General features: G+C 55.8%; 19 protein-coding genes. 16 read left to right on the top strand and 3 right to left on the bottom strand.

What is annotated here, in order from left to right:
• From VFE46_13135 to VFE46_13100, 8 genes are all read left to right on the top strand, one after another.
• Positions 1 to 284: hypothetical protein (locus VFE46_13135; GenBank protein HZZ28939.1), on the top strand; the 284-nt coding region annotated here is incomplete at its 5' end.
• Between the two features lie 204 nt (positions 285 to 488).
• Complete coding sequence (gene rpmJ, locus VFE46_13130) at positions 489 to 602, top strand: 50S ribosomal protein L36 (protein HZZ28938.1); 114 nt, start codon at positions 489 to 491, stop codon at positions 600 to 602.
• A 118-nt stretch (positions 603 to 720) separates the two neighbouring features.
• Positions 721 to 1,104 carry a 30S ribosomal protein S13 gene (gene rpsM, locus VFE46_13125; protein HZZ28937.1) on the top strand — a complete coding sequence of 128 codons (384 nt, stop codon included), beginning with the start codon at positions 721 to 723 and terminating at the stop codon, positions 1,102 to 1,104.
• Between the two features lie 112 nt (positions 1,105 to 1,216).
• Complete coding sequence (gene rpsK / locus VFE46_13120) at positions 1,217 to 1,600, top strand: 30S ribosomal protein S11 (GenBank protein ID HZZ28936.1); 384 nt, start codon at positions 1,217 to 1,219, stop codon at positions 1,598 to 1,600.
• Between the two features lie 75 nt (positions 1,601 to 1,675).
• Positions 1,676 to 2,302: a 30S ribosomal protein S4 gene (rpsD, locus tag VFE46_13115; GenBank protein HZZ28935.1), complete on the top strand. Its 627-nt coding sequence runs from the start codon at positions 1,676 to 1,678 to the stop codon at positions 2,300 to 2,302.
• Positions 2,303 to 2,405: 103 nt separating this feature from the next.
• Entirely contained in the window at positions 2,406 to 3,395 is a 990-nt protein-coding gene (locus VFE46_13110) for a DNA-directed RNA polymerase subunit alpha (protein ID HZZ28934.1), read from the top strand.
• Positions 3,396 to 3,447: 52 nt separating this feature from the next.
• The gene (locus tag VFE46_13105) at positions 3,448 to 4,041 is read left to right on the top strand and encodes a L17 family ribosomal protein (protein ID HZZ28933.1); all 594 of its coding nucleotides are present in this window, start codon (positions 3,448 to 3,450) and stop codon (positions 4,039 to 4,041) included.
• Positions 4,042 to 4,229: 188 nt separating this feature from the next.
• Positions 4,230 to 5,138 carry a hypothetical protein gene (locus VFE46_13100; protein ID HZZ28932.1) on the top strand — a complete coding sequence of 303 codons (909 nt, stop codon included), beginning with the start codon at positions 4,230 to 4,232 and terminating at the stop codon, positions 5,136 to 5,138.
• Here the strand turns inward: VFE46_13100 and VFE46_13095 are convergent.
• Together VFE46_13095 and VFE46_13090 are read right to left on the bottom strand one after the other, a co-directional pair.
• Positions 5,125 to 9,294, bottom strand: coding sequence for a carboxypeptidase regulatory-like domain-containing protein (locus VFE46_13095; GenBank protein ID HZZ28931.1), 4,170 nt, complete (start codon positions 9,292 to 9,294; stop codon positions 5,125 to 5,127). The genes VFE46_13100 and VFE46_13095 overlap by 14 nt on opposite strands.
• Before the next feature lie 3 nt (positions 9,295 to 9,297).
• Positions 9,298 to 9,690 carry a BlaI/MecI/CopY family transcriptional regulator gene (locus VFE46_13090; GenBank protein ID HZZ28930.1) on the bottom strand — a complete coding sequence of 131 codons (393 nt, stop codon included), beginning with the start codon at positions 9,688 to 9,690 and terminating at the stop codon, positions 9,298 to 9,300.
• Between the two features lie 322 nt (positions 9,691 to 10,012).
• Between VFE46_13090 and VFE46_13085 the strand changes: the two genes are divergently transcribed.
• The 5 genes from VFE46_13085 (at position 10,013) to VFE46_13065 (ending at position 16,488) form a co-directional block, all read left to right on the top strand.
• On the top strand, positions 10,013 to 11,218 hold the full coding sequence (locus VFE46_13085) for a KpsF/GutQ family sugar-phosphate isomerase (GenBank protein ID HZZ28929.1): 1,206 nt from the start codon (positions 10,013 to 10,015) through the stop codon (positions 11,216 to 11,218).
• A 69-nt stretch (positions 11,219 to 11,287) separates the two neighbouring features.
• Positions 11,288 to 11,842, top strand: coding sequence for an HAD hydrolase family protein (locus VFE46_13080; protein HZZ28928.1), 555 nt, complete (start codon positions 11,288 to 11,290; stop codon positions 11,840 to 11,842).
• A 155-nt stretch (positions 11,843 to 11,997) separates the two neighbouring features.
• Positions 11,998 to 14,865, top strand: a complete 2,868-nt coding sequence (locus VFE46_13075; GenBank protein ID HZZ28927.1) for a hypothetical protein — start codon at positions 11,998 to 12,000, stop codon at positions 14,863 to 14,865.
• A gap of 171 nt (positions 14,866 to 15,036) precedes the next feature.
• Positions 15,037 to 15,405, top strand: coding sequence for a 4a-hydroxytetrahydrobiopterin dehydratase (locus tag VFE46_13070; GenBank protein HZZ28926.1), 369 nt, complete (start codon positions 15,037 to 15,039; stop codon positions 15,403 to 15,405).
• Positions 15,406 to 15,468: 63 nt separating this feature from the next.
• Positions 15,469 to 16,488 (top strand): NAD-dependent epimerase/dehydratase family protein, encoded by a 1,020-nt coding sequence (locus VFE46_13065; GenBank protein ID HZZ28925.1) that lies wholly within the window; start codon positions 15,469 to 15,471, stop codon positions 16,486 to 16,488.
• Between the two features lie 14 nt (positions 16,489 to 16,502).
• Here the strand turns inward: VFE46_13065 and VFE46_13060 are convergent, their stop codons facing one another.
• A complete protein-coding gene (locus VFE46_13060; protein HZZ28924.1) occupies positions 16,503 to 18,047 on the bottom strand; it encodes a sigma-70 family RNA polymerase sigma factor in 1,545 nt (514 codons plus the stop codon).
• Between the two features lie 1,948 nt (positions 18,048 to 19,995).
• On the opposite strand from VFE46_13060, the gene VFE46_13055 reads away from it, so the two are divergent.
• The 3 genes from VFE46_13055 to VFE46_13045 all read left to right on the top strand — a co-directional run bounded on the left by VFE46_13055 (position 19,996) and on the right by VFE46_13045 (position 22,650).
• On the top strand, positions 19,996 to 20,586 hold the full coding sequence (locus VFE46_13055) for a hypothetical protein (GenBank protein HZZ28923.1): 591 nt from the start codon (positions 19,996 to 19,998) through the stop codon (positions 20,584 to 20,586).
• A 95-nt stretch (positions 20,587 to 20,681) separates the two neighbouring features.
• Entirely contained in the window at positions 20,682 to 22,229 is a 1,548-nt protein-coding gene (locus VFE46_13050) for an ABC transporter permease subunit (GenBank protein ID HZZ28922.1), read from the top strand.
• A 49-nt stretch (positions 22,230 to 22,278) separates the two neighbouring features.
• A complete protein-coding gene (locus VFE46_13045) occupies positions 22,279 to 22,650 on the top strand; it encodes a GxxExxY protein (GenBank protein HZZ28921.1) in 372 nt (123 codons plus the stop codon).
• Positions 22,651 to 22,667: the final 17 nt, after the last annotated feature.

Genomic DNA, 22,667 nt, shown 5'->3' with positions numbered 1-22,667 from the left:
TCGTCAGCCCGCAACTACGACGCAGCCACGACTTCAAATTAGAGCCGGGCCTGGTGATCGCCGTGGAGCCGATGGTGAACATGGGGGCGAAAAAAACCAAAACGCTGGCCGATCATTGGACGCAGGTCACCAGCGATGGCCGTTACAGCGCCCATTTCGAACACACCATTGCCATGACGAACGATGGCCCCTGGGTGCTCACCGCGCCCCCGCAACCGGGCGAAGCATTCGACGACACCGTACTGCGCGATCTTTTGAGCAAAGTGCCGCAAACGACGGGCTAGGGCTGCTTTCAAAGAATGCCGCACGTAAAGCAGATGCCTGCGGAATGGGGGTCTTTTTTTGGAAAAAGGCCCAGAAATAGGTAATTTTGAGCCCTTGAACAAATTCCGTGCCAAACCATATACTGAAGGGCTTTCAGCCCGGGCGGAAGTGTCGACGGAGCACGGCGTTGCTGCGAAGTTCGCGTCGCCAAGGAAAACGAGAATATGAAAATCCGCGCTAGTGTCAAACGCCTGTGCGACCATTGCAAAATTGTCCGCCGCCGCGGAGTGGTGTATGTGGTGTGCAATAATCCGCGCCACAAACAACGGCAAGGATAACACAACCGATTGTCACCTGTCCTGAAATGTTTTGTCGGCAAGCCAAGCACCAAGGGCGAATGACACTCAATCCGTTCTTCAGAAAACTTACCCCTAGAAATTAGACTCGAAAAAACACATGCCACGTCTTTTAGGCGTTGATATTCCGCCAGACAAACCGACGTTTATTTCGTTGCAATATTTGTACGGCGTTGGACCGCACGTAGCGCGCGAGCTGTGTCACAAGGCGGGCGTGGATGCCCAAGCCCGGGCTCGCGATTTGCACGAAGACGAAGTCGCTCGCATGGCGGCGCTGTTGGATAAAGATTACACGGCCGAAGGCCAGTTGCGGCGGCAGCTAACACAGAACATTGCCCGACTAAAAGATATCGGCTGCTACCGGGGCGTGCGGCATCGGCGTGGCTTGCCGGTTCGTGGACAGCGAACCCGCACGAACGCCAGAACACGCAAAGGCCCCAAGAAAACTGTGGCCGGCAAGAAAGGCGTGAAGGACATGAAGTAACGTGAGGGTGTCTTGGTGTCTGTTGTGCCTAGTTGCAGACATCGGAATCCCTCATCGGCTTGGCACCAGATAAACCAGACCACCAGATACATAGAGAAGTAGAAACTCAATTATGGCTGTAGCGAAAACTAAACGTAAAGCGCGGCGGAATGTGACCGTGGGCATCGCCTACATTAAGGCCACGTTCAACAACACGACCGTCACCATTACTGACACCAAGGGAGATGCCTTGTGTTGGGCCAGCGCCGGCACCACAGGTTTCAAAGGCTCGCGCAAAAGCACGCCGTTTGCTGGTCAAATGGCCGCCCAGCAGGCTGCGGAAAAGGCATCGAAATTTGGCGTGAAAGAAGTGGAAGTCAAAGTCAAAGGTCCCGGCAGCGGCCGGGAAAGCGCCATTACGGCGTTACAGGCCGCGGGCCTCACGATCAAATCGATTGAAGACATCACGCCGCTGCCGCACAACGGTTGCCGCCCGCCGAAGCGGCGCCGTGTTTAGCCGCGCGCGGTTATCAAAAAACTTCGAATATCATTTTCCATCACACCCTATTTTACATTTTATCTCTGCGAAATCATGGCTCGTACCACTGGACCAGTTTGCCGTTTGTGCCGCCGCGACGGGTTAAAGCTATTTTTGAAAGGTACTCGATGCGATACGCCCAAGTGCGCCATTGAACGGCGCGAAACCCCACCGGGCATGGCTTCTCGCCGCGGCAAGCTTACCGATTACGGCATTCACTTGCGCGAAAAGCAAAAAGTAAAGCATTATTATGGCGTGCTGGAACGCCAGTTCCGTGGCTATTACCAGCGGGCCGTCAAGGGAAAAGGAAACACGGGCGAGGCGCTGATGAGCTTGCTGGAGCGCCGGCTTGATAACATCGTCTGCCGGCTTGGTTTCGGCTTGTCGCGGGCACAGGCGCGCCAAATCATTCGGCATGGTCACATTACGGTGAACGGCCATCGCTGCGATATTCCCAGTTACTTGGTGCACGTGGGCGATGTCATCCGCGCTAAAAATCGCGGCAAAAGCTTGCAGGCCGTGCAAGCCTGCGTGGCGGAATATCATCGCGACATTCCCGATTTTCTGTCGCGCATTGAAGGCGCCATTCCCGAGGGCCACGTCAACCGCTTGCCGAGCGCGGAAGATTGCTCGCTGGGGGGAATTCAAGCGAATTTGATTGTGGAGTTGTGTTCGAAGTAAGAGTGTCTTTGTTTCTGAGTGTCTGGTGTCTGGCAAGCGGCCCTGGGCGGCCGACGATTTTAGACAGCAGGCACCCAGACACTAGACACACTAGGAGGCCTATATGCATATTCGCTGGCGTGGATTAGAGCTGCCCAGCCAAGTGGTTTGCGACGTGAAAACGTTGTCGGCCACGTACGGAAAATTTGTGGCCGAGCCGTTTGAACGCGGCTTTGGCGTCACTATCGGTAATTCCTTGCGGCGCATCTTGCTGTCCAGCCTGGAAGGCAGCGCGGTCACCCAAATTAAAATTCACGGAGCGCAGCACGAATTCACCACGCTGCCCGGCGTCGTGGAAGATATGACCGACGTGGTTTTGAACGTGAAATCGTTGGTGGTGAAAAACTTTACCGATCAAACCAAGGTGCTGCGGATCGAAAAGAACACGCGCGGCGTGGTAAGCGGCGCCGACGTGCAAACCGACGACACGGTGGAAATCATCAATAAGAACCACATTTTAGCCACGCTCACTGACGATGTGCCGTTTGTTATGGAAATGGTCATCGAAAACGGCCGCGGTTATGTCCCCGCCAGCGAACACAGCCCCAACGTGCAGGAAATCGGCATCATTCCGGTCGATGCCGTGTTCAGCCCCGTGCTGCGCGTGCGTTACGAAATTGAAGAAACCCGCGTCGGCCAGAAAACCAATTACGATAAGCTGACGACTGAAATTTGGACCAACGGCTCCATCGGTCCGGAAATGGCGCTGGTTGAATCGGCCAAAGTTTTGCGCAAGCATTTGAACCCGTTTGTGCAATATGCCGAGCTAGGCGCCCGCGTCAGTGGAGTGGGGCGGACGGGAAGCTCGGGTGGCCCCATCGACGGCGCGGCCGAGCAAAAGCTCGGTATGCCGCTGGCCGACTTGAAATTATCGGTACGCGCCATGAACTGCCTCGAAAGCGAGGGCATTCAAACCGTGCGCGACCTGGTTCAACGCTCCGAAGATCAATTGCTGGAAGTGCGTAACTTCGGCGAAACTACACTGCGCGAAATCAAAGATAAGCTGACTGAGTTGGGCCTGCGCTTGGGCATGCGCGTGCCGGCCGCCGTGTAATGGAACCGCACTTTGTCAATTGCACGGATAACAATAGAAAGATTTCACTGTCATGCGACATCGTAGATTGGGCCGAGTTTTGGGACGCTCGCCATCGCACCGCAAGGCGCTATTGCGAAATTTGGCCAGCGCGCTGTTTTTAACTGAGCTCGATAAAGACGAATTCCTCGACGAGAAGCAAGCGCCGAAGGTAAAAGGCCGCATCGTTACTACCATTCAGAAGGCAAAAGAAGTGCGCCCTTTGGTGGAACGCTGTATTAGCATCGCCTGCCGCGCACAAGCGGCTCTCGATGAAGCCAATAAGCTCGGCACTTCAGCCGATCGCAACAGTGATGAATGGCGAAAGTGGCGCAAAAGCAAGCAGTGGCAAAAATGGGCCGCCGCCATGGCTCCTGTCGTTCTTACTCGGCGCCGGCTGGTTCGCCTGTTGGGACGCAAGCAAGCCGCCAATGTTTGCTTTGAAGTGGTTGCCCCACGATTTATCGATCGCATGGGCGGCTACACGCGCATTATGCGGTTGGCCAAGCCGCGGTTGGGAGATGCTGGCACCCGGGCTATTTTGGAGTTTGTCGGTGTGCGCGATCGCGGCGCTAAAGCTCCTCAGGCGCCCAAGTTCGAAGGCGAACCAGCTGCGGCCAAATCGTAACGCTTCGGCGGTGCTAGCATTGCCTCTCTCGGATTGACGCCGCTTGCGCCGCCGTTTAATCTACGCGGCCCTGCATGGGCGCTTCTCTGGCCGTTCTTTTCGTTCCGCGGATTCTATCAAATTATATTTCTTCAAGAGCGATGCTGCGCGCTACGCTTCGATTTTTTTGTTGCTGCTTGACGCTGACGATGGCGACCGGGCTTTCCGGTTGCCGTTGGGCATCTAGCACTGCGGCACATGAGCCGTCGCTCTTGAAGCCGCTCGATATGGTCGACGACGGCGTGCAATTGGAAATTATTTCCATTCGGTTTTCGCCTCACGACGAAGAACTCAACGGCATGCTGTGGGACCAAATTGATGAACAGCAAATTCCCTTGGCAACGCGGCGGGCACTTGGCGAAAATGGCTTTCGCGCAGGCGTCATTAGCGGCGAGCTGCCGGCGCCCTTGGCCCGAAAACTTGCTGCCGCGGAGAAAAAGCCCGCCACCATGACGGAAGCGGCGGCCCGCCTGGAAAAAGCTTCGCCGGTCAGCCGTCAACAAATGCAATTGCATTCCGGGTGGCGAGGAGAAATCATCGCTTCCAACATCTATCCTGAAGTGCCGCTGCTGATGAACGAGCACGGCGAAGTCAGCGGCCATACGTATCAACAAGCGCAAGGCATTTTGGCCGCCAAAGCCGAGGCATTGGGCGATCGGCGAGTCACGCTGCATCTCACCCCGGAATTGCAGTATGGCGAGCCGCGACAGGAATGGATTTCCGAAGATGGCCGCATTCTTCCGCAATCAGGAAAACCCAAGCGCGTGTTCGAACGCTTGGCGTTCGATGCCACTTTGGAGCCCAGCCAAATGCTGGTGCTTACCGCGTCACCCGAACGTCCCGGCACCTTGGGCCATTACTTCTTCACCGAACCGCAGCCAGATTCCGACGAAGTGCAGCAAAAACTTGTCGTCGTCCGGCTGGGCCAAACGCGGTACGACAACCTATTTCCGCCCGCTGCGGAAAATGAATCGAAATCGGTTGATGCACCCTCCGATAAGAACGATCCTGCACAGCGGCCAAAGCAATCTTCGCAGCGCTCCGCTAGTGAGCCATGAGCGCGGCCAGTTTGTCTTTGATCTCGCTGAGTGAAAAGCTTTTTTGCACCAATTTTCCGTCCGGCGAAATCAGAATGTACGACGGGATGGAACTGGCAGCCCAACAAGTCAAATCCTTCGCTGGTGGCCCCTCTTCCAAAAATCCCTGCATCACCGGTAAAGGATGTCGCTGGATGAATGCACGGGCCGCGGATTGATCGGAGTCCAGGTTAACGCCAAGCACGGCGAGTTTTCCGCTAGCGCTAGGTTGATCTTGCAACGATTGTAGCTGCGGCAACTCGGCAACACACGAATTGCACCAGGTGGCCCAAAAATCGATCAGCACGTATTGGCCACGAAAATCGCTGAGCTTCTTTTTCGCCCCGTCTAGCGTTTGAAATTCAAAATCAGGCATCCTGTCACCAAGTTGCGATCCCCGCGTAGCATCGACTGTAATCGTGCCCAAATCGAGCGTGCCTTTGGCCACATCGGCCTCGGTCACCTGAAACGAAACAATCTTCGATCCTACCGGATTAACCATGCAGGCCGTGGGCTCTTTATGTTCGTAAATGCGCAGTGCTAGTTCATATTCGCCGGCTGGCACGCCGCTGATGAGCAGCTTGCCATCGGAATTCAGCCGCACAAAATAATGGTTCAACGTGGAACGATAGACGTTCCCTTCTTGACTGTCACACCACACCTCGCTCCAGCCGTACCGCCAATTGAATTCCGTGTTCGATAGTTCCGCAGGCGGTTCAATTCCAGGTGCTTTACGGAGCAGATAATTCAATGACCAATTCAAATCGAAATTGTCGGCTTTTTCACCGGCCAACTTTACTTGCCCTTTCATTTGCGCGCCGTCGCCACCGAGATTGAGCATCACCGTTTGGCCCGGCTGCAAATTCAAGGGAACGTGCTGGCTGGATGTAATCGGATAGTTTTGCCACGGTGACAGCTCAGCGGAAACAGAACATTTGATCGGCGGCACGCGCTCCAGCACAAAGTGGCCATGCTCGTCGGTTTGCGTGCCATCGTGGTCGGCAATGTACGGCATGTCACCCATCCGAAAAAAGTTACAGTGCAGCGGATCGAAGTCGATTTGCGCCTTCGCCGCCGGCTGGCCCGCTTGCCACAAGTTTCCTTCAATGCGGGCCCACTTTTCCAATTTCATGTCGCCGGGAATCTGATCGGGCTGCAAATCAAGCTCGGCATAGCCCGCATCATGAATTACCATCACGATATATCGTTCACATTGTGCGGGAAAAGCAAATTCTCCTTGCGCGTTAGTCTCCAAACAAAAATTATCGCTGAACATTTCATGCTGGTCGCTTTCAGGATTATCGAGCTGCTGCGTTTTGGTCGCCAAAAAAACTTTGGCGCCCTTTACCGGCTGGCCTTCCGCATCCAGCACTCGACCGCTGGCTGCCGGCGCCGGTTGCAGTTGGAAATCGGCCGTCGTGTTTTTGTCCCCCACATGAAACAATCCACTGATCGCAGACCGATAACCGTGGGCTTCGACGCGCACCCGATGAGCCACATCGGTCCGATCCAATTTATCCAGCACGAATTGCCCGCCAGTTTGTTCTTTCGCCTTCGGGCGAAGCGTCACCAGCAAATTCTCGCCCAACTCTTCCACCGGCACGATCGTGAATTTATCGATCGGTTGGCCTGTATTGGCATCGGTCACATGGCCCGAAATGCGCAACAACGGCGGGAGCGTGAACACGTGCTCTTGATCGTCGGCCGTGAAGTCGACTTCCGGCGCGGCGAAATCTCCCTCGGCCGAAACGTGAAATTTAACCGCGTCGTCCGGTGCCCAGGTCCACTCGTAAATGCCGTTTTTGTCCGGGTAGCGCGGAATTTTGGAATCGATGACGTTGGAATGCTTATCGTTGTACAGCGATTGCGCGCCATGCCAGTTTTCAATGTGAAACAGGGCATCGGTCACCGGCGTGCCATCGTGGTCCACCAATCGAATTCGCAACGTTTTTCCCGGCTTCAATTGAAAATCCACCGGCGCTAAATTTGGCTTAATTTCAATCTGCCGCATGTCAGGCATCCAGCCTTGGGCGACAATGGTTACTCGCATGGGTCCGGGCGGCAAAGGGGGTAAGTGATACACTCCCTGGTCGTCGGTATGCACTTCCTGCTGCGGCTTGTGTTCCCAATAGGGTCGATCTCCCCAAATAGCCAGCGCTTTGGCCACCGGTTTGCCATCCGGATCGGTCACGATGCCGGTCACATGCACGCCACGTTTTAGCACAATGCTGGCGGTTTGATTGCGCAATTGTTCGATTGGAACACGGTCATCCAAGTTCATGTCATAATAGGAACGCACGCTGATGAAATCTGGATGGCTGGCTATGACGTGGATGACCAGCTTATCTCCTGGCGGCGCCGTGCCTAATTTCCAGCGGCCTTCGGCATCAGTTTTCAAGTCGTCGTACGCCAGCAATCCGCCGGGGTCGCTGTTAATGGTTACGGTCGCCCCGGCAATGGGTTTGCCTTCTTCATCCACCACCGTTCCACCCATCACGGTACCTGTTTTCAAATGGAACGTAAATTCTTCCGGAACGGGCTTCCGCTTGGCAGGCGGATCTTTTTCCCAACCGTGGAAGCCGGAAACATAACCAGACTTGTTGGCCCACAAACGCAGAATGTATAGCGTGCTGGGCAAGTCGGCATTTACTTGACCATCGGCATCGGTGATGTAATCTCGCTTGTTTTTGAACTTATCGTCGTGAGTTGCCACGGAGACGGTAATTTTGGCATCGGAAAGCGGCTGGCCTTGGAAATCGACCACATGAATCCGGATGCTGCCTTTGGTCGGCTGGTTGCCCTCCTCGTCGAACAGCAGTTTCTTGGTCGAATCGGCGACTGTGTCGGACTTGGTTTCTGACTTTACTTCGGGGCTGGTTTTCTCTGTGTCGACCGGCGGTTTAGCGGGCGCGGCCGGTTTGCTTTCTGCAATCGGCTGATCCGCCGCGCGGCTGGGAACCGGGCTAAACGGCCGCAGCAGTCCCAACGTTAGCACAACGCATGCGGTGGCCAGTAGAATCATGCGGCGCGCCCAAACGGAAACCGGATTGCGCGCGGAAGTTTTGTCGAGGATGGCCCGTACTCGTCCTTCCAATTGCGAGGGTTGAATCATGCCGATGCCGCCGGTCAGCGTTTTTTTACTGCCCAGCAACAAAGCCGCCACTTCGACTAATCCCGCCGCATAATCCACCGACGTAATCCCCATCAACAATACCTGGTTATCGCAAGCTTGTTCTCGCTCCCGCCGCATGGAGCGCACGGCAATCCACACCAGCGGATGGAACCAATAGCCGGCGGCAACGGTGCGGGCAATAAGCTGCCACAAGACATCGCGCCGCTGGACGTGAGCCAATTCGTGCGACAACACCATCCGTAGACGGCTTGTAGACCAACGGCAAACATCCGCAGGCAACAGAATTCGTGGCCAAAATACTCCGATGACGACAGGAATTTTGGTTTCGGTCGATTTTAGCAAATGGACGTTTCGGCTTCCGACCAGCCGAAGTTGCGAATCGTTCAACGCCGCATGAAATTGCGCATTGGCGATCGGTACAGCCCGGCGAGCAACGTTTCGCGCACAAGCAATGGAATACAGCAAAAATAACAGGTGAACCACAGCGCCGCTAATCCATAGCAAAACCGCTCCGACTTGCCAGGAAATGCGCAGCCCGGAGGTGTTTGGGGCTGACTGGGTGGCAACAACTGCCGCGACAGAGGGTGATTTTTTCGCCTCGGCTTCGGATTCCGAAGGTGACGGGAATCTCGGCGGCATGACGGTTTGCGGCCTGGCAAGCGAAAATTGGCGTAGCACGTTATCTTCCGAAGGCAGCGGAGCGTGAGTCATCGGTGCGCTTGCTAACAAGCCTGGTTGGGCACTGTTTTCTGTGGCGGGCGATGTTGCCGGCGACCAAAAACCCAGCGGAATGCCTGGCGCCAGCAGGCAAACCAGCGGCACGACCAGCAAACTCAAAAGCGAAAATTGCCAAACGCAATATCGCATGGCCGGCGAAGCACGTCGTAAGGCAACCACGGCGCCCCACGCGATGCCCAACACCAGGGTAGCCCACAGCGCCATGGAAACGAGCGCCAACACACTGTTACGCTCAAAAGAAGCGAGTGGCAAGTAAATGACGGTCATCGTTCAGGCCCTTTTTTCTTGGCGCGCATCGTCGATCAAACGCATGATTTGCTGAAGCTGATCGTCGGTCATGTTATCGGCGGAAATATCTAACAGCGCAGCCATGGCGTCGCTGGGCGAATTGCCGAAGAACGTCCCCAGCAGTCGCCGCAAGGCTGTGCGCTGCGAATGCTCGCGCGAGGCCGCAGAACGGTACAAGTACCGCTTTCCATTCTGGCGATACTTGAGCCACCCCTTTTCGACCAACAGCCCCAACATCGTGCGGACGGCGGAATAGCTGGGGGCATCGGCCAAATTCTGGCGCACCTCGGCCACCGATGCTTCGCCCAGGCGTTGCACCGTTTCGATAATTTGCCGTTCGCGTTTGCCCAGTTCCAGCGGCGTTTTGGCAGGCATATCTGGCAATCCTTTATGTGTTAATCAATTGGCATGTGCCAATATATTGGCAGATTATGCCGGTGTCAATCAACGGGCGCCACATTTTTGATTTTTTGCCTAGCGGGCTGTTTCTTGCAAATTGGTTGCGGCACTGCAAAATTGCGCGCAATTGGCCGGGCATTTTTGCTTTGCTAGCAGTGGCTTTTGCGTTGTGGCAAACGGCCTGCGGCGATACAATTCCTGTCCCCATAACATCAGGCAATGAACGGACTTCGCCGGCGGCCTTTCGCACCGCGCCGGCGTGTTTGCCAACAGCTATTTGTCACGGAAGACAACGGCCATGAGCATCAATTCACCCCCGGGCAATGTTCCCCATTCCGGTTTTGCCACTTCGCCCCTGACCACGGGGCCCCGCGGAAAGCCTGGGCTAACCTCTTCCCCGCCCAGCTCCACCACCACCGTGGCGGACGATCAATTACGTTATGCCCGGCAAATTATCGAAATGGAAGCCCGCGCGCTGGAATCTGTTTCGCAGCGATTGGATGGGGCCTTCAACCAGGCGGTGGATTTAATTTATGGTTGCACTGGCAGCGTGATTGTCAGCGGCATTGGGAAAGCCGGATTGATCGGCCAGAAAATTGCTGCCACGCTGGCTTCGACCGGATCGCGTAGTCATTTTTTGCACCCGGCGGAAGCCATGCACGGAGATTTGGGGCGCATTCACCGTGACGACGTGCTGCTCATGCTTTCGCAAAGCGGCGATACCGAGGAAATCGTTCGGTTGTTGCCGTCGATTCGGCACATAGGTGCGCCGCTGGTGGCCATTACCGGCCGTGTGGAAAGCAAATTAGGAAAGGCCGCCAACATTGTCATCGACATTGGGCCGCTGCAAGAAGCATGTTCTTTGGGTTTAGCGCCCAGCACCAGCACCACAGCCATGTTGGCGGTCGGCGATGCCTTGGCATTGGTAGCCAGCCGGATGCGCGGTTTCAGCCGCGACGATTTTGCTCGCTTCCACCCCGGCGGCAGTTTGGGAAAGCAATTAGCCCGCGTCGACGATTACATGCGGCGTTTAACCGATTGCCGTTTATCCGCCTGCACCCGGGTGCTGCGCGAAGTGCTCATTGAAGCTCGTTTGCCCACGAGGCGAACCGGGGCGATTATGATTGTCGATCACGCCGGCCGGTTGCGCGGCATTTTCACCGATAGCGATTTGGCCCGCCTGTTCGAAAGCCGCCGCGAAGGGTTGCTGGATGGGCCGATCCGCAACGTGATGACATCTCACCTCACCAGCGTGCCACAAGGCTCCATGATGAACGACGCCGTAGCCATTATGGCGGAGCGGCGCATCAGCGAATTACCCGTCGTCGATGCCGAGGAAAAACCGGTCGGTTTGCTCGATATTACCGACATTGTGGCGATGTATCCCGAAGGGCTGGCCGTGGTGCTAGCTTCCCAAACGGAAAACTCCGCCAGCAGCGTGCCGCGACCCAAAAATCCGGCACTGTTGAAGCTGTCTGCAAACATGGGACGAACCGGTCTCTAATTTGCACAAGCTATTGTGAAGCTCGGAAAATTGCACTTCTGACAATGAATTTCCGCTAAAAAGCCCGCCATGGATCTTGCCACCCGCTGCCGGCCCATCGAACTGATTCTTTCCGATGTCGACGGCGTCCTGACCGATGGCGGCGTCATTTTCGACAACCAAGGAATCGAAATCAAACGCTTTCACATTCGCGATGGCCTGGGAATTAAATTATGGCAACGGGCCGGCCACCATTTTGGCTTGGTCACCGGCCGGGCCTCGCACATTGTGCAACTTCGAGCCGTGGAATTGGGCGTCGACATTGTGCGGCAGGGCATCGACGACAAACTGCCAATCGTTAAGCAAATTTTGGCGCAACGGCAATTGCGTCCCGACCAGGTTTGCTACGTGGGAGACGATTTGCCCGATCTGCCCGTGCTCCGTCAGGTGGGGTTGGCCGTGGCAGTGGGCGATGGCTGCGAGGAAGTACGAAAAGCGGCGAACTATGTAACGCAGGCGTATGGCGGCCACGGTGCATTGCGCGAAGTGGTTGAACTGATTTTGAAAGCCCAAGATCGCTGGGCTAACCTGTTGCAAAAGTACGGCGCGCTCCACGATGAATCGCATCATTCGAATGACAACTAAAAGACCAAGCTTAAGGCCTCAACCACAAAAGCACCGCGGAGATTTTCGGTCATTGGTCCTTGCTCGCTGGAATTCCAGTGGTGATTCGCACTTTCTGATTCTAACTACCCCGGTTTTTAAACGCCGGTAATTTGCCCGCCTCCATGCTCGCCCGAATGAAACGCACCGTCGCCAGTTTGCTGGTTGTGTTGGGAGTGTTCTGCGTTTATCGGGTAACGGTGGTGCCGCTGGTCGAACCGCAGCAGCAACCAAAGCGCGTGGTTGCCGTTTCGCCCGAGCAACGCGCGGCCAGCCGACAATCGCAAAATCACTTGGGAAGCTATGCGCGATTTTTTCCTCCCGGATCGTGGGAACTCGACAACCCCATCATCATGGATAGCTCCACCGCCAAGTACCTGGTGAAAGAATATAAGTCGGAGCCCAATCATCGAATTATCCTCACCCCCTGCACGGTAATTTATCTGCCCGATGGAGATGCCGAGCAGGCTGACAACCACCACCGGGTCATCATTCTGCAAGCGCATCGGGCGGAACTGCAGTTCGACGATCAGGAAAATCTGGATGCCGGCAGTATCGGCCATCTGTTGGGCGGAATCATGGAAGGGCCCATCACCATCCAAAGCGGGCCCACGTGTCCTGATGGCGGTGACGATTTTTTAGTCACCGCACATGATGCGCAGTTGAAAGACAATTTGATTTTCACTCCCAATGAAGTCAATTTTCGTTTCGGCGCCAGCCACGGTTACGGCCGCAACATGCGAATCGAGCTGCTTCGCGATCAAAAAGCGGGGGACAGTCACGGCACTAACTTTAGCGGCGTGCAGTCGTTTCAATTGCTGACCGATGTGCACATGCACCTCCAACCCGGCTCCAGCGGATTTTTGCCCGGCGATCAAAGCACAGCGGCCAGCCGCACGACAAATCTTTCCGCGCCCACCGCCGGATCTACCAACGGGCAATTGGCGGGGGCGGACAACAATCCGCCGGTCGATATTCAATGCCAGGGCCCCTTTGAATTTGATTTGGTGGAAAACGTCGCCACTTTTCATGATCGAGTGGATGTAGTGCGGCCGCATCCCAATGGTCCTAGCGACCAGCTCAATTGCGAATTGCTGAATTTGTATTTCGGCCCGCGCCAACCACCGCCCGGTGCTGCGGCACACGCCTCACAGGCCCTGGCAAATAATTCGCCCGCAGATTCAGCGACTCATCGAATGCCGCAGTTGGAGCCCAAACGCCTGGTGGCGCGAGGCAACCCGGTTGTCGTGCGGGCTGAATTGATGCAAGGCGAACTCCGCGGCGAGCACTTGGAATATGACATCCTCCAACGCCACCTGTTGATGGATGCCGCTGGAAAAAATGTGCACATCGAATCTCCGCAGCTCAGCGGCGAGGTTTCACAACTAGAAGCCTGGGTGCGCGACGCCGCATCAGCCGACGGCGCTGCTCCGCCGGGAGGCTCCACCGGCAATCAAAGCCGCAATCCGGCGGAGCCGGCGGGTACGTTCACTTCTCCCGGCAATCAAAACACCAATTCACGGCGGCAACACTACGAAATTTACGGCGGTCTGTTGAAAATTTGGTCGGTCAATCACGCTTCGCAAAATGAAGTGGAGCGCGTCACGGTGGAGGGCAATGTTCAATTCGCACAAAGCCCGGCACAAAGCGGCGAAAAGCCGCTCGAAACGAAAGGCGATTATTTGGAAGTATTAAGGGCCAACACGCCCGATGCGGAGGTCAACATTTCCGGCCAGCCGGCGGAAATTATCGCCCAAGGCCTAACCCTGCGCGGCCAAAGCGTCCACTTGAACCGTGGACAAAATCGCCTGTGGATTGACGGGCCCGGCCGCATGATCATTACCAGCACACAACCGCCACAAAATGGCGCGACGGCGGCGGAAAACAATCGCGCCGGCCTGCTGGCTTCCAGTCACGGCGTCACCACGATCGACTGGAAAGAGGGCATGTTGTTTGACGGTCGCACGGCAAAATTCGCCGGAGAAGTCGTTGGGCAGCGCAGCGACAACGAAATTACACAAACGATTCGCGCTCCAGAATTGGAAGCCACCTTGCACGAACGGGTCGATTTTAATGCCGCGAATCCCGGTCAGCAACAACGATCTTCCATCGAATGGCTCACTTGCCGCGGCGGCGCGTGGTTGGAAAATCGCCAAACGCAGCACGGCGCCGTCACCGTGTTGGATCAAATGGAACATCTGGCAAGTTTGCAAGTCAATCAAATCACGGGAGATTTAATTGGCGAAGCGACCGAGGAAGAACCCGGCCAATTGCTCAGTTGGCGGTTGGGTGCGGCCCGGGCATTGATGGGCGGTTTGGGGCGCGGGCCTTCGGCGGCACGCGCCGGCGCCAACGCTGCAGGTAACCTGAGCGCACCGCAGCACAACCCAGGTGGTGCCGCTTCCGGCGCCAATAGCAACGACCCCAATCGGTTGCAAATCAATTATCTCAACGTGCAATTCCATCGCGGAATTTCCGGCAATGTCCTGCGGCGTGAGTTGGTTTTTCAGGAGCAAGTGCGCACCGTCTACGGGCCTGTGCCCGATTGGAATTCGCAGTTGGATCCAGATAGCCCGGCCGGATTGCCACCGGGCAGCTTTCTGCTCACTTGCGATCAGTTGGCAACCAATCAAAGTGCGCCGGTGCAAGGCCGCAGCCTGATGGAAATGCAAGCCACGGGCAACGCCCGCGTCGAAGGCCAGCAGCAGGAAGGCGATACGTTCACCGCAATGGCCCAACAGCTAAACTACTCCGAGGCGAAAGACATGCTGGTGCTGCTTGGCGATGGGCGCAGCGACGCCCAATTGTTCCGGCAGCCGCAACCAGGCGCCCCCCAATCTCACACGGTCGCCCGTTCCATTTATTACTGGCCGTCGACCCGCGAAATGAAACTGGACCTGCGATTTGTGGATTCCACGCAGTTAAGTGCTGATCCGCCGCCGCGCAAAGCGCCTGCCACGACACCATCGGCGGCACAACAGCCTGTTTCGCCCCCGCGAAGATAGCGTGTTTTTTATCGGCAATTCTGTTCCACGCGGCTGTGCATTCAATCTTCGCTGCCATCCAGCCCAGTCTAGCCGTTCGGCATAACTTTTGCAGATTTTCCTGGCCTTGCGATCTAGCTTATCGGAGCCGACACTGTCTTTTAGCTACAGCTTTAACCATTGAGGTGTCTCATGCCGACCGAAACCGCGGAAAAGCTCTCGACCAAAAAATGCACTTCTTGTGACGAAGGCGGGCACAAATACAGCCGCACCGAGGCCGAAGCGCAATTGAAAAATCTTTCCGGTTGGCAATTAACTCACGACGCGGAGCGAATTCGCAAAAACTGGACGGTGAAAGATTTTCTGGCGGGCATCGAATTCTTTCAGGCGGTGGCTCAATTGGCTGAGGCGGAAGATCATCATCCCGATTTGCATCTGGAAGGTTACCGTAACCTGTCGATCGAACTGTGGACGCACGCTGTCGGCGGTCTGTCGGAAAACGATTTCATTCTGGCCGCCAAAATCGACCGCTTGCCGATCAAACTCAAAAAAAGCACCTAACGACCGACAAATGCGTTCGCGCCTGTCGGCATTTTTCCTCTTTGTCTGTAGCGCTGAAAAACGATGACTCGCGTCTTGGTCACTGGCGCCAATGGATTTATCGGCGGGCAATTGGTCTCTGCCCTGCTCTCTCGGGGCGATGACGTGCGCTGCCTGATTCATAATTCGTCCACTGCCGAATCGCTGCAGAAGCTGGGCGCCAAGGTGACCGTGGGAGATGTCACTGTTGCCGAAACGCTGCCAGCGGCCATTGACGGCGTAGAGATAGTTTACCATTTGGCCGGCCTCACGAAGGCTTTTGGCTTGGAGGCGTTTTGCCGTGTGAATCAAGCGGGAGTCCGCAACCTCATCGAAGGATGCCTCCGCCGGACCACGCCTCCTGTGCTGGTGCTGGTATCTTCACTGGCCGCCGCGGGGCCGATGAGCACCGGAAACCAATTGCGCACCGAGCGCGATTTGCCGCAGCCGATTTCGCACTATGGCCTGAGTAAGCGCGCCGGCGAACTGGTCGCCGAAAGCCACGCGGCAAATTTGCCCATTACGATCGTGCGGCCGCCTATTGTGTTGGGGCCTGGCGACCACATCGGCGTGGCCATGTTTCGCGGAATTCGCCGCATGCGATCGTTTGTGATGTTGGGCTTGGGACGGCGCTTTTCAGTCGTGCACGTGGCTGATCTAGCCACCGGCTTGATGGCTGCCGCCGCGCGCGGAGAACGACTGCCGGCGCAAACCCACTTAGATGGAAGCAGCGGCCGCGGATATTATTTCATCGCCGACGACCAACATCCGACGATTGCAGAATTAGCCCGCATCATTGCCCGGAGCATTAACTGCCCCCGAGCTTGGGCAATTCCATTGCCGCTGGCCACGACGTGGCCGCTGGGCGCCGTCGGCGAATTGATCGGCCACATCACTCGGCGGCCACGCTATTTGAACTGGGATCGGGCCCGCGAAATAACGGGCGACCACTGGACATGCTCGCCGGAAAAAGCTCGCCGCGAATTGGGCTTTGCGCCCGCCGCTTCACTCACGGAAAGAATTCAGCAAACAACCCGGTGGTACCGGAAGCACGGCTGGCTGTAACGACCGCCACAATTTCAAGTCGATTCCGCTTCCGACGAACGGGAGGGCAGGCCGTCGGGCAAGTGATCGACAAAGCTAGCCAACGCCTGGCTCTTGGAGGGCTGCTGAAGCTTGCGCACTGCTTTGGCTTCGATTTGCCTCACGCGTTCGCGGGTGACGGAGAAAATTTGCCCCACTTCTTCCAGCGTGTAAGCGTAGCCATCGACCAGGCCGTACCGCAGTCGCAAGATTTCGCGTTCCCGGTGGCTCAATTCATTGAGCACTTGCTTGATGCGATCTTTAAGCGACTGCTGATTGACATCGTACAGCGGGTCATCTTCCCGATGGTCCTCAATAAACTCGCCGAAAAAGCTGTCGTCGTGGTCGCCCATGGGCTGATCGAGCGACAGGGGTTGCCGCGTAATTTTCATGATGCAGCGTGTATCTTCCAGCGACAGCCCGGCGGCATCGGCCGCTTCCTCCACACTGGGTTCCCGGCCGGTGCGCTGCACAATTTCGCGGGTCACCGTCCGAATTTTCCCCATCGTGTCGATCATGTGCACCGGCAAGCGAATCGTCCGGCTTTGATCGGCAATCGCCCGGGTAATGGCCTGGCGAATCCACCACGTGGCGTACGTGGAGAACTTATATCCGCGGGCATGCTCGAATTTATCGACTGCTCGCATTAGCCCGGTATTGCCTTCTTGAATTAAATCGAGAAAGCTCAAGCCACGATTGCGATATTTTTTGGCGATTGACACGACCAGCCGCAAGTTGCCGGCCGAAAGCACGCGCTTGGCCTGGTCATACCGACCTTGCAATTTCAGCGTGCGAGTTCGGCGGCGGCGTAGCGAAGAAGGACTTTCTAAGGTGATTCGCATTAAATAACGCAGCTCTCTGCGCAGCTCATCGGGCGAACCGAATTGGCCGTCCGGATCGGCTGCCAATTGATCGCGGATAATCACCATACGCCGAGAAATTTCGCCCAGCTTGTCTAAAAGCGGCTGCAAGCGGCCCGTTCGCAAGTTAAGCTCCTCGATCAAGCGCACCGCCTTGTGGCGGCGGACGACCAGCCGATGCCACGCCGCCTGGCGTTTGGTTTTTGCGGTGCTGCGGCTGATGGCCACGCGGAAATCGGCGCGGTTGCGGCGCAGCAAATCCATCAAGGTTTTCAAATTGGGGGTCAGCCGGGCCATAATTTTCTTTTTGCCGGCAGTGTTCGTCACCGAGACTTCAATGGTGCGATCCAACCGCAATTGGCCGTCGCGCACTTTTTCCAGCAAGGCTACGGACCCTTGCAGCAAATAATCGCTGGCCAGCATGCTGTGGCGAAATTTGCGGCGCGTGCTTTCAATGCGCTTGGCGGAATCGATTTCCTGTTCGCGCGATAACAGCGGAATTTCTCCCATCTGCATGAGATACATCCGCACCGGATCATCGATTTGGCTTTCGGAGCCGCTATCGTGACTGGATGATTCATCGACAGCTTGCTCTTGCTCTTCCGCTTCCACGAAATCTTCGTCGAAAGCTGGGCCGTCTTCGTAGGCAGAGCCCACGCGGTCGACCGATTCACCATTCAGCGTGCCGCGAGGCGAGCCATTTTTACCGCCGGCGGGTGCGCGGCTGCTGGAAAATCGGCCTCGCCCACGCGTAGGGGTGGGTGCTCTCAAAGAAGGTTTGCCGGCGGCGGTTTTTCGTGATTTAGCCAAGAGCTGCTCCTGATTCAGTGGCGGCGATTCCGCCGAACTTGGACTCGCAGAGTGGTTCGTTTCGGCGGTGTCTTCCACTGAAAGCACGCCGAATGCCGCAACCGCTTTGGGTCCCGCCACAGATGGCTCAACTCCCGTCAAAGAAAAGGCTTGCGACGAAAAACCACTCCCCCCCAACCGTGCCAATGCCATTGCCGTTGTTGCTTTCTCGCCGCAAGATTCGGCCCCCGCGTTGTCCTGCGGCAACAGGGAGGAAACATTCCCCACTCCCCCTAGATTCGTTACGTTAGTCACTACCGGCTTGGTTCGGTGTCGCGGAGTGCTTTTTCGATGGAATTTAGGGGGGGATTTATTTTCCGCGCTCGCTTTGGCAGGCGATGCGCGTAATTCGAAATTGGGCGAGAAGCGGACTTCGCCCGTAGGGCCCGAATGTTCCGGATTGGGTTCTCGGCGCACTTGGCTGCCGTTGGGCGAGGTCGGATGAAACGATGGACCCGTAAGAATTTGCCGCGGATTCGAGGAGTTGTCGCTGATTGCTCTCTCAGAATTTTCTGCGGACTTAGGCGAGGCGCCCGATAATGGATGGTTCATGGGATTGCCCCCTCTCGAAATAGCTGTGGTTTTTAACCTGCCGCGTGCGTCAGAGAAGAACAAACATGCCGAAAAGGAAATGCTGAAAAAATATCGGGGGCGGCCCGGCTGGCACCGCGGCCGCCCCCTGGAAAGCCAGGACGCGAAGGTTGTAATCAAGAGCTGCAGTCACTGAGCTGCGAAACCTTCCACGCCCGGGTCAAGCCTCTTCCTCATGTTCCCCCGCGTACTGTTCCCGGTTTCCTATATTTTTTTTCGCAGTCAAATCCTCCGTAAAATCAGTGCTATCTGCGGCTGGTCAACCATTCACAAGCCTGGCAATTGATCTACGGCCTTGGCTCGGTTTTTTGCGGTGTTTTTTGCTGTAGGCTCTTTTCCCTCGTGCTGTAAAACGTTCGGAAGCAATTGAATTAACTCACTGGGCATGTAGCTCTTTAGCAACGTCTATACCAAAGTGGCACGACGAAATTTCGTGTTCGCTATAACTCATGCTTGTTTATGGAGATCGGGAATTTATTGCCTCCGACAGCCAAAAGAAGCCGGAATGGAAAGTCTGCCCAGCTTAAAGCCAACGTCTCGAAATGAGAGAATACGGCTATGTTTTTGAGACATTTCGTCGCCGATTCCATTTTCGCTTTTGCCGATCCGCGCATTCGGTACAAGCGATTCAAAGCGAATGCCAATTAGAAAAAATATAGAATGGATTTAGATCCGCGCGAAAAAACCGTTGACAATTGGGGGCGATTTTTGATAACAAGATTTCAGTGCTTGAGCGCTGGTCCGAATTCGCCCGTTTTCAATCGTTTTTTCGTCACTTGCACATAGGAGGGCCTGTCATGTTGAATCCACCGGGCCGACTGGCATGAGGAATTGTTGCGTGGGCAATTTCTCAGCAGTTTTCAGCGAATTTTCCAATGAACTTTTTTCTTCGCCGTATAGATACGGCAGCCCGCCGGCAGATTTGCCTCGGCGGGTTTTTTTATGCGCCGCCGGGCCTCCACGTTATTAGCGGCTCATCCTCCGCAAGCACATGGCATCGATCGCTTTGAATGCAGGTCGTCGCCTAATTTGAAGAAATGGAGCGGCGTCTGTCCCTAGACGCCGGCGGTTTTCTCGAACAAAAACGGCTGAGGATAGTCGTCGCTACATCGCTGAGCGGCCAAATTAGGCGACGACCTGAATGCGGCGCTGTTGGTTCTTTTGGGAACCGGGTTCTATAATATCGGGCATGAGCCTTCCCACCGCGATTGAACCGCCGGCTCGGTCAATATCGCCGCAGTTTTCTTTGCGGACGATGTTTTGGGCGGTAAGCATCTTGGCGATTTTATTTGCCATTTGCGGGGCGATTGGCCCGTTGGCTTCCTGCGGACTGTCGGTCGTGCTCGTGCTGGTTGGACTGCACGTGGCGGGAAATGCGCTGGGCACTTCGTTGCGTGATGAGGCTTCGCAGTTGTCAGCCGCCAATGAAACGACAATGCAAGGAGAACCGTTTTCCGTGCCGGTACCGGTGCGTTTGGACGGTTCGCACTCGGTCTCTCGCCTTTCGCAGCGAACTCCCTTGGGCTGGGTGATTTTGGCCTCCACCTTTACGGGCACCGTAATTGGCAGCTGGCTTGGACAGTGGATTTTGGTCAATTCCACCACGGTGCCGTTGCGGGGCATTCTATTGGGCGCCGTTTCGTCGGGCGTGCTGGGCGCGTTCGGCGGCCTGTTGTTCGGCAGCTTTCTTAATACCTGGCTGGGCGCCTGGCGGCAGGCCTGTGCCGAATCGGACCGCTGCGATAAACAGCATGCCCTACAACCTAGCGATTCCGCTTGACATTCGCGGCAAATAATCGCACAAAAGGCGCGAACCAGCCTGGCTCACGTTTTGTCAGAGCCCGTTTCGGGTATTGCCCAAGGCAGGAGTTCTTGATGAAGCATTCGCGTTTACTGCTATTTCTCCGCGGCGGTTTACTTCCTGCCTTGCTGAGCAGTGTTTACTTGCTGCACTGCAACGTGCATTCCGTCCAAGCCGGCGATGCGCTGGACGAAATTCATCGCCGCGGCACGCTAATTTGGGGCGCCGATCAAGAAGGAGGCGGGCCGTACATTTTCCCCGATCCCAAAAATCCCGAACATTTGATCGGCTTTGAAGTCGAACTGGCCGACATGCTGGCCCAAGAGTTGGGCGTGAAAGCCAAGTTCTACCAGGGTCAATGGGAAGAGTTGCCGCAAATGCTCGACAACCAAATCGACTTGGCCCTCAACGGCTTTGAGCGGACGCCCGCTCGGTTGGCCAATTATCTCTGCACGCGGCCGTACTATGCTTTCGGCCTGCAATTGATGGCCAAGGGGGATGGGCCGCTGAAATCTTGGAACCAACTGAAAACCGCCAAGCCCGACGGCGGCGCCTGGAAAATTGGCGTGCTGGGGGGATCGGAAGCCGACGAATATTTGACCAAGCTGCACGACCATGACAGTTACCAGATCGAGGTCATTTCTTACTCCGGCAATACTGAACCCATGGAGCACGTGCAAACCGGGGTCCTCGACGCCACCGTGGCCGACGATTGCGTCGCCAATTTTTATATCGACCGCTTTCCGCAACTGAATTTGATTGAGTGGCCGGCCCAAGGCGGATACTACGTGGGCCTGGTTGGCCGGAACGATCCGAAACTGCTGGCCGCGCTGAACGAAGCGCTGAGAAAAATTATCGCTGATGGTCGCCTGAAAGCATTGTACGACCGCTGGGATTTGGACGGCCGCTATCAAATGCTCATGCTGCGCGGTGCAGGCGAAGGACAGCCGGCCGAAGCGGTTTCCTTCTGGCAGGTTCTTGTGCTCAACTTGCCTATGCTACTGGAAGCGGCGGGCATGACGGTTCTTCTTTCGGTCGTGTCGTTTCCGCTGGCGATTGCCATTGGCATTGGTGTGGCCATTGGCCGATTGTACGGCCCGAAGATTATCGCCACACTTTTGGGTTTGTACGTAGAAGTGTTGCGCGGCACGCCGCTGATGCTGCAACTGTTCGTGATTTTCTTTTTGTTTCCCAAAATCGGCTTGGCGCTGCCGGCGCTGGTGGCGGGCATTGCCGGATTGGCGATCAATTATTCCGCGTACGAATCGGAAATTTACCGCGCCGGGCTGCAAGCCATTCCACGCGGCCAAATGGAAGCCGCGCTGGCCCTGGGGTTAACGCCGGGGCAAGCAATTCACCGCATTATTTTGCCGCAGGCTTTTCGCATTGTCATTCCGCCGGTGACGAACGATTTTATCGCCCTGTTCAAAGATACTTCGGTCTGCTCGGTCATCACCATTGTTGAGTTGACCAAGCGTTATTCGATTCTGGCACAAAGCACCGGCGCCATTGTGCAACTGGCCGCCATCACCGCCGTGCTGTACATGCTGATGAGCTTCCCGCTTTCCGTCTTCTCCCGCTGGAGCGAACGCCGCCTGTCCGGCGACATACCGTCCTCTTGATGATACCTGAAAAATTTATAAGGAATCCAAGAAACCAGGAATGAAAACAATGTCGCTTGAGCACAAGAAATTGACCGAACAAATTATCGGTGGTGCAATCGAAGTCCATCGGCGGCTTGGACCTGGCTATTTGGAATCGATTTATGAAGCGGCGTTGGTTATTGAGCTACAAAAACGAAATTTATTTGTGGAAAAGCAAGTCGATGTGGTCATTGAATACGACGGTCACGAAGTTGGTAGACATCGACTTGATTTATTCATCGAGCGAACCATCGTGGTCGAACTCAAAACAATCAAAGATTTTGAAGACATTCACTTTGCGATCGTGAAATCTTATTTGCGTGCTGTCAATCGGGAGCATGGATTGCTTTTGAATTTTGCCAAGCCCACACTGGAAATTAAGCGAGTTATTTCAAAATAAGCTCAAAACAATCGTCT

The organism is Pirellulales bacterium, from assembly GCA_035656635.1.
Lineage (GTDB): Bacteria > Planctomycetota > Planctomycetia > Pirellulales > JADZDJ01 > DATJYL01.
Note: the sequence above shows the minus strand (reverse complement) of the source record. Positions and strands in the feature narration are given on the sequence as shown.

Bases quoted from the DNA above. Each gene is read 5' to 3' on its own strand.
- VFE46_13110 (HZZ28934.1), top strand. From the start codon at position 2,406: ATGCATATTCGCTGGCGTGGATTAGAGCTGCCCAGCCAAGTGGTTTGC.
- rpsD (HZZ28935.1), top strand. From the start codon at position 1,676: ATGGCTCGTACCACTGGACCAGTTTGCCGTTTGTGCCGCCGCGACGGG.
- VFE46_13075 (HZZ28927.1), top strand. From the start codon at position 11,998: ATGAAACGCACCGTCGCCAGTTTGCTGGTTGTGTTGGGAGTGTTCTGC.
- rpsM (HZZ28937.1), top strand. From the start codon at position 721: ATGCCACGTCTTTTAGGCGTTGATATTCCGCCAGACAAACCGACGTTT.
- VFE46_13065 (HZZ28925.1), top strand. From the start codon at position 15,469: ATGACTCGCGTCTTGGTCACTGGCGCCAATGGATTTATCGGCGGGCAA.
- rpsK (HZZ28936.1), top strand. From the start codon at position 1,217: ATGGCTGTAGCGAAAACTAAACGTAAAGCGCGGCGGAATGTGACCGTG.
- VFE46_13100 (HZZ28932.1), top strand. From the start codon at position 4,230: ATGGCGACCGGGCTTTCCGGTTGCCGTTGGGCATCTAGCACTGCGGCA.
- VFE46_13045 (HZZ28921.1), top strand. From the start codon at position 22,279: ATGTCGCTTGAGCACAAGAAATTGACCGAACAAATTATCGGTGGTGCA.
- VFE46_13055 (HZZ28923.1), top strand. From the start codon at position 19,996: ATGAGCCTTCCCACCGCGATTGAACCGCCGGCTCGGTCAATATCGCCG.
- VFE46_13080 (HZZ28928.1), top strand. From the start codon at position 11,288: ATGGATCTTGCCACCCGCTGCCGGCCCATCGAACTGATTCTTTCCGAT.
- VFE46_13090 (HZZ28930.1), bottom strand. From the start codon at position 9,690: ATGCCTGCCAAAACGCCGCTGGAACTGGGCAAACGCGAACGGCAAATT.
- VFE46_13085 (HZZ28929.1), top strand. From the start codon at position 10,013: ATGAGCATCAATTCACCCCCGGGCAATGTTCCCCATTCCGGTTTTGCC.
- VFE46_13050 (HZZ28922.1), top strand. From the start codon at position 20,682: ATGAAGCATTCGCGTTTACTGCTATTTCTCCGCGGCGGTTTACTTCCT.
- VFE46_13105 (HZZ28933.1), top strand. From the start codon at position 3,448: ATGCGACATCGTAGATTGGGCCGAGTTTTGGGACGCTCGCCATCGCAC.
- VFE46_13070 (HZZ28926.1), top strand. From the start codon at position 15,037: ATGCCGACCGAAACCGCGGAAAAGCTCTCGACCAAAAAATGCACTTCT.
- rpmJ (HZZ28938.1), top strand. From the start codon at position 489: ATGAAAATCCGCGCTAGTGTCAAACGCCTGTGCGACCATTGCAAAATT.
- VFE46_13095 (HZZ28931.1), bottom strand. From the start codon at position 9,294: ATGACCGTCATTTACTTGCCACTCGCTTCTTTTGAGCGTAACAGTGTG.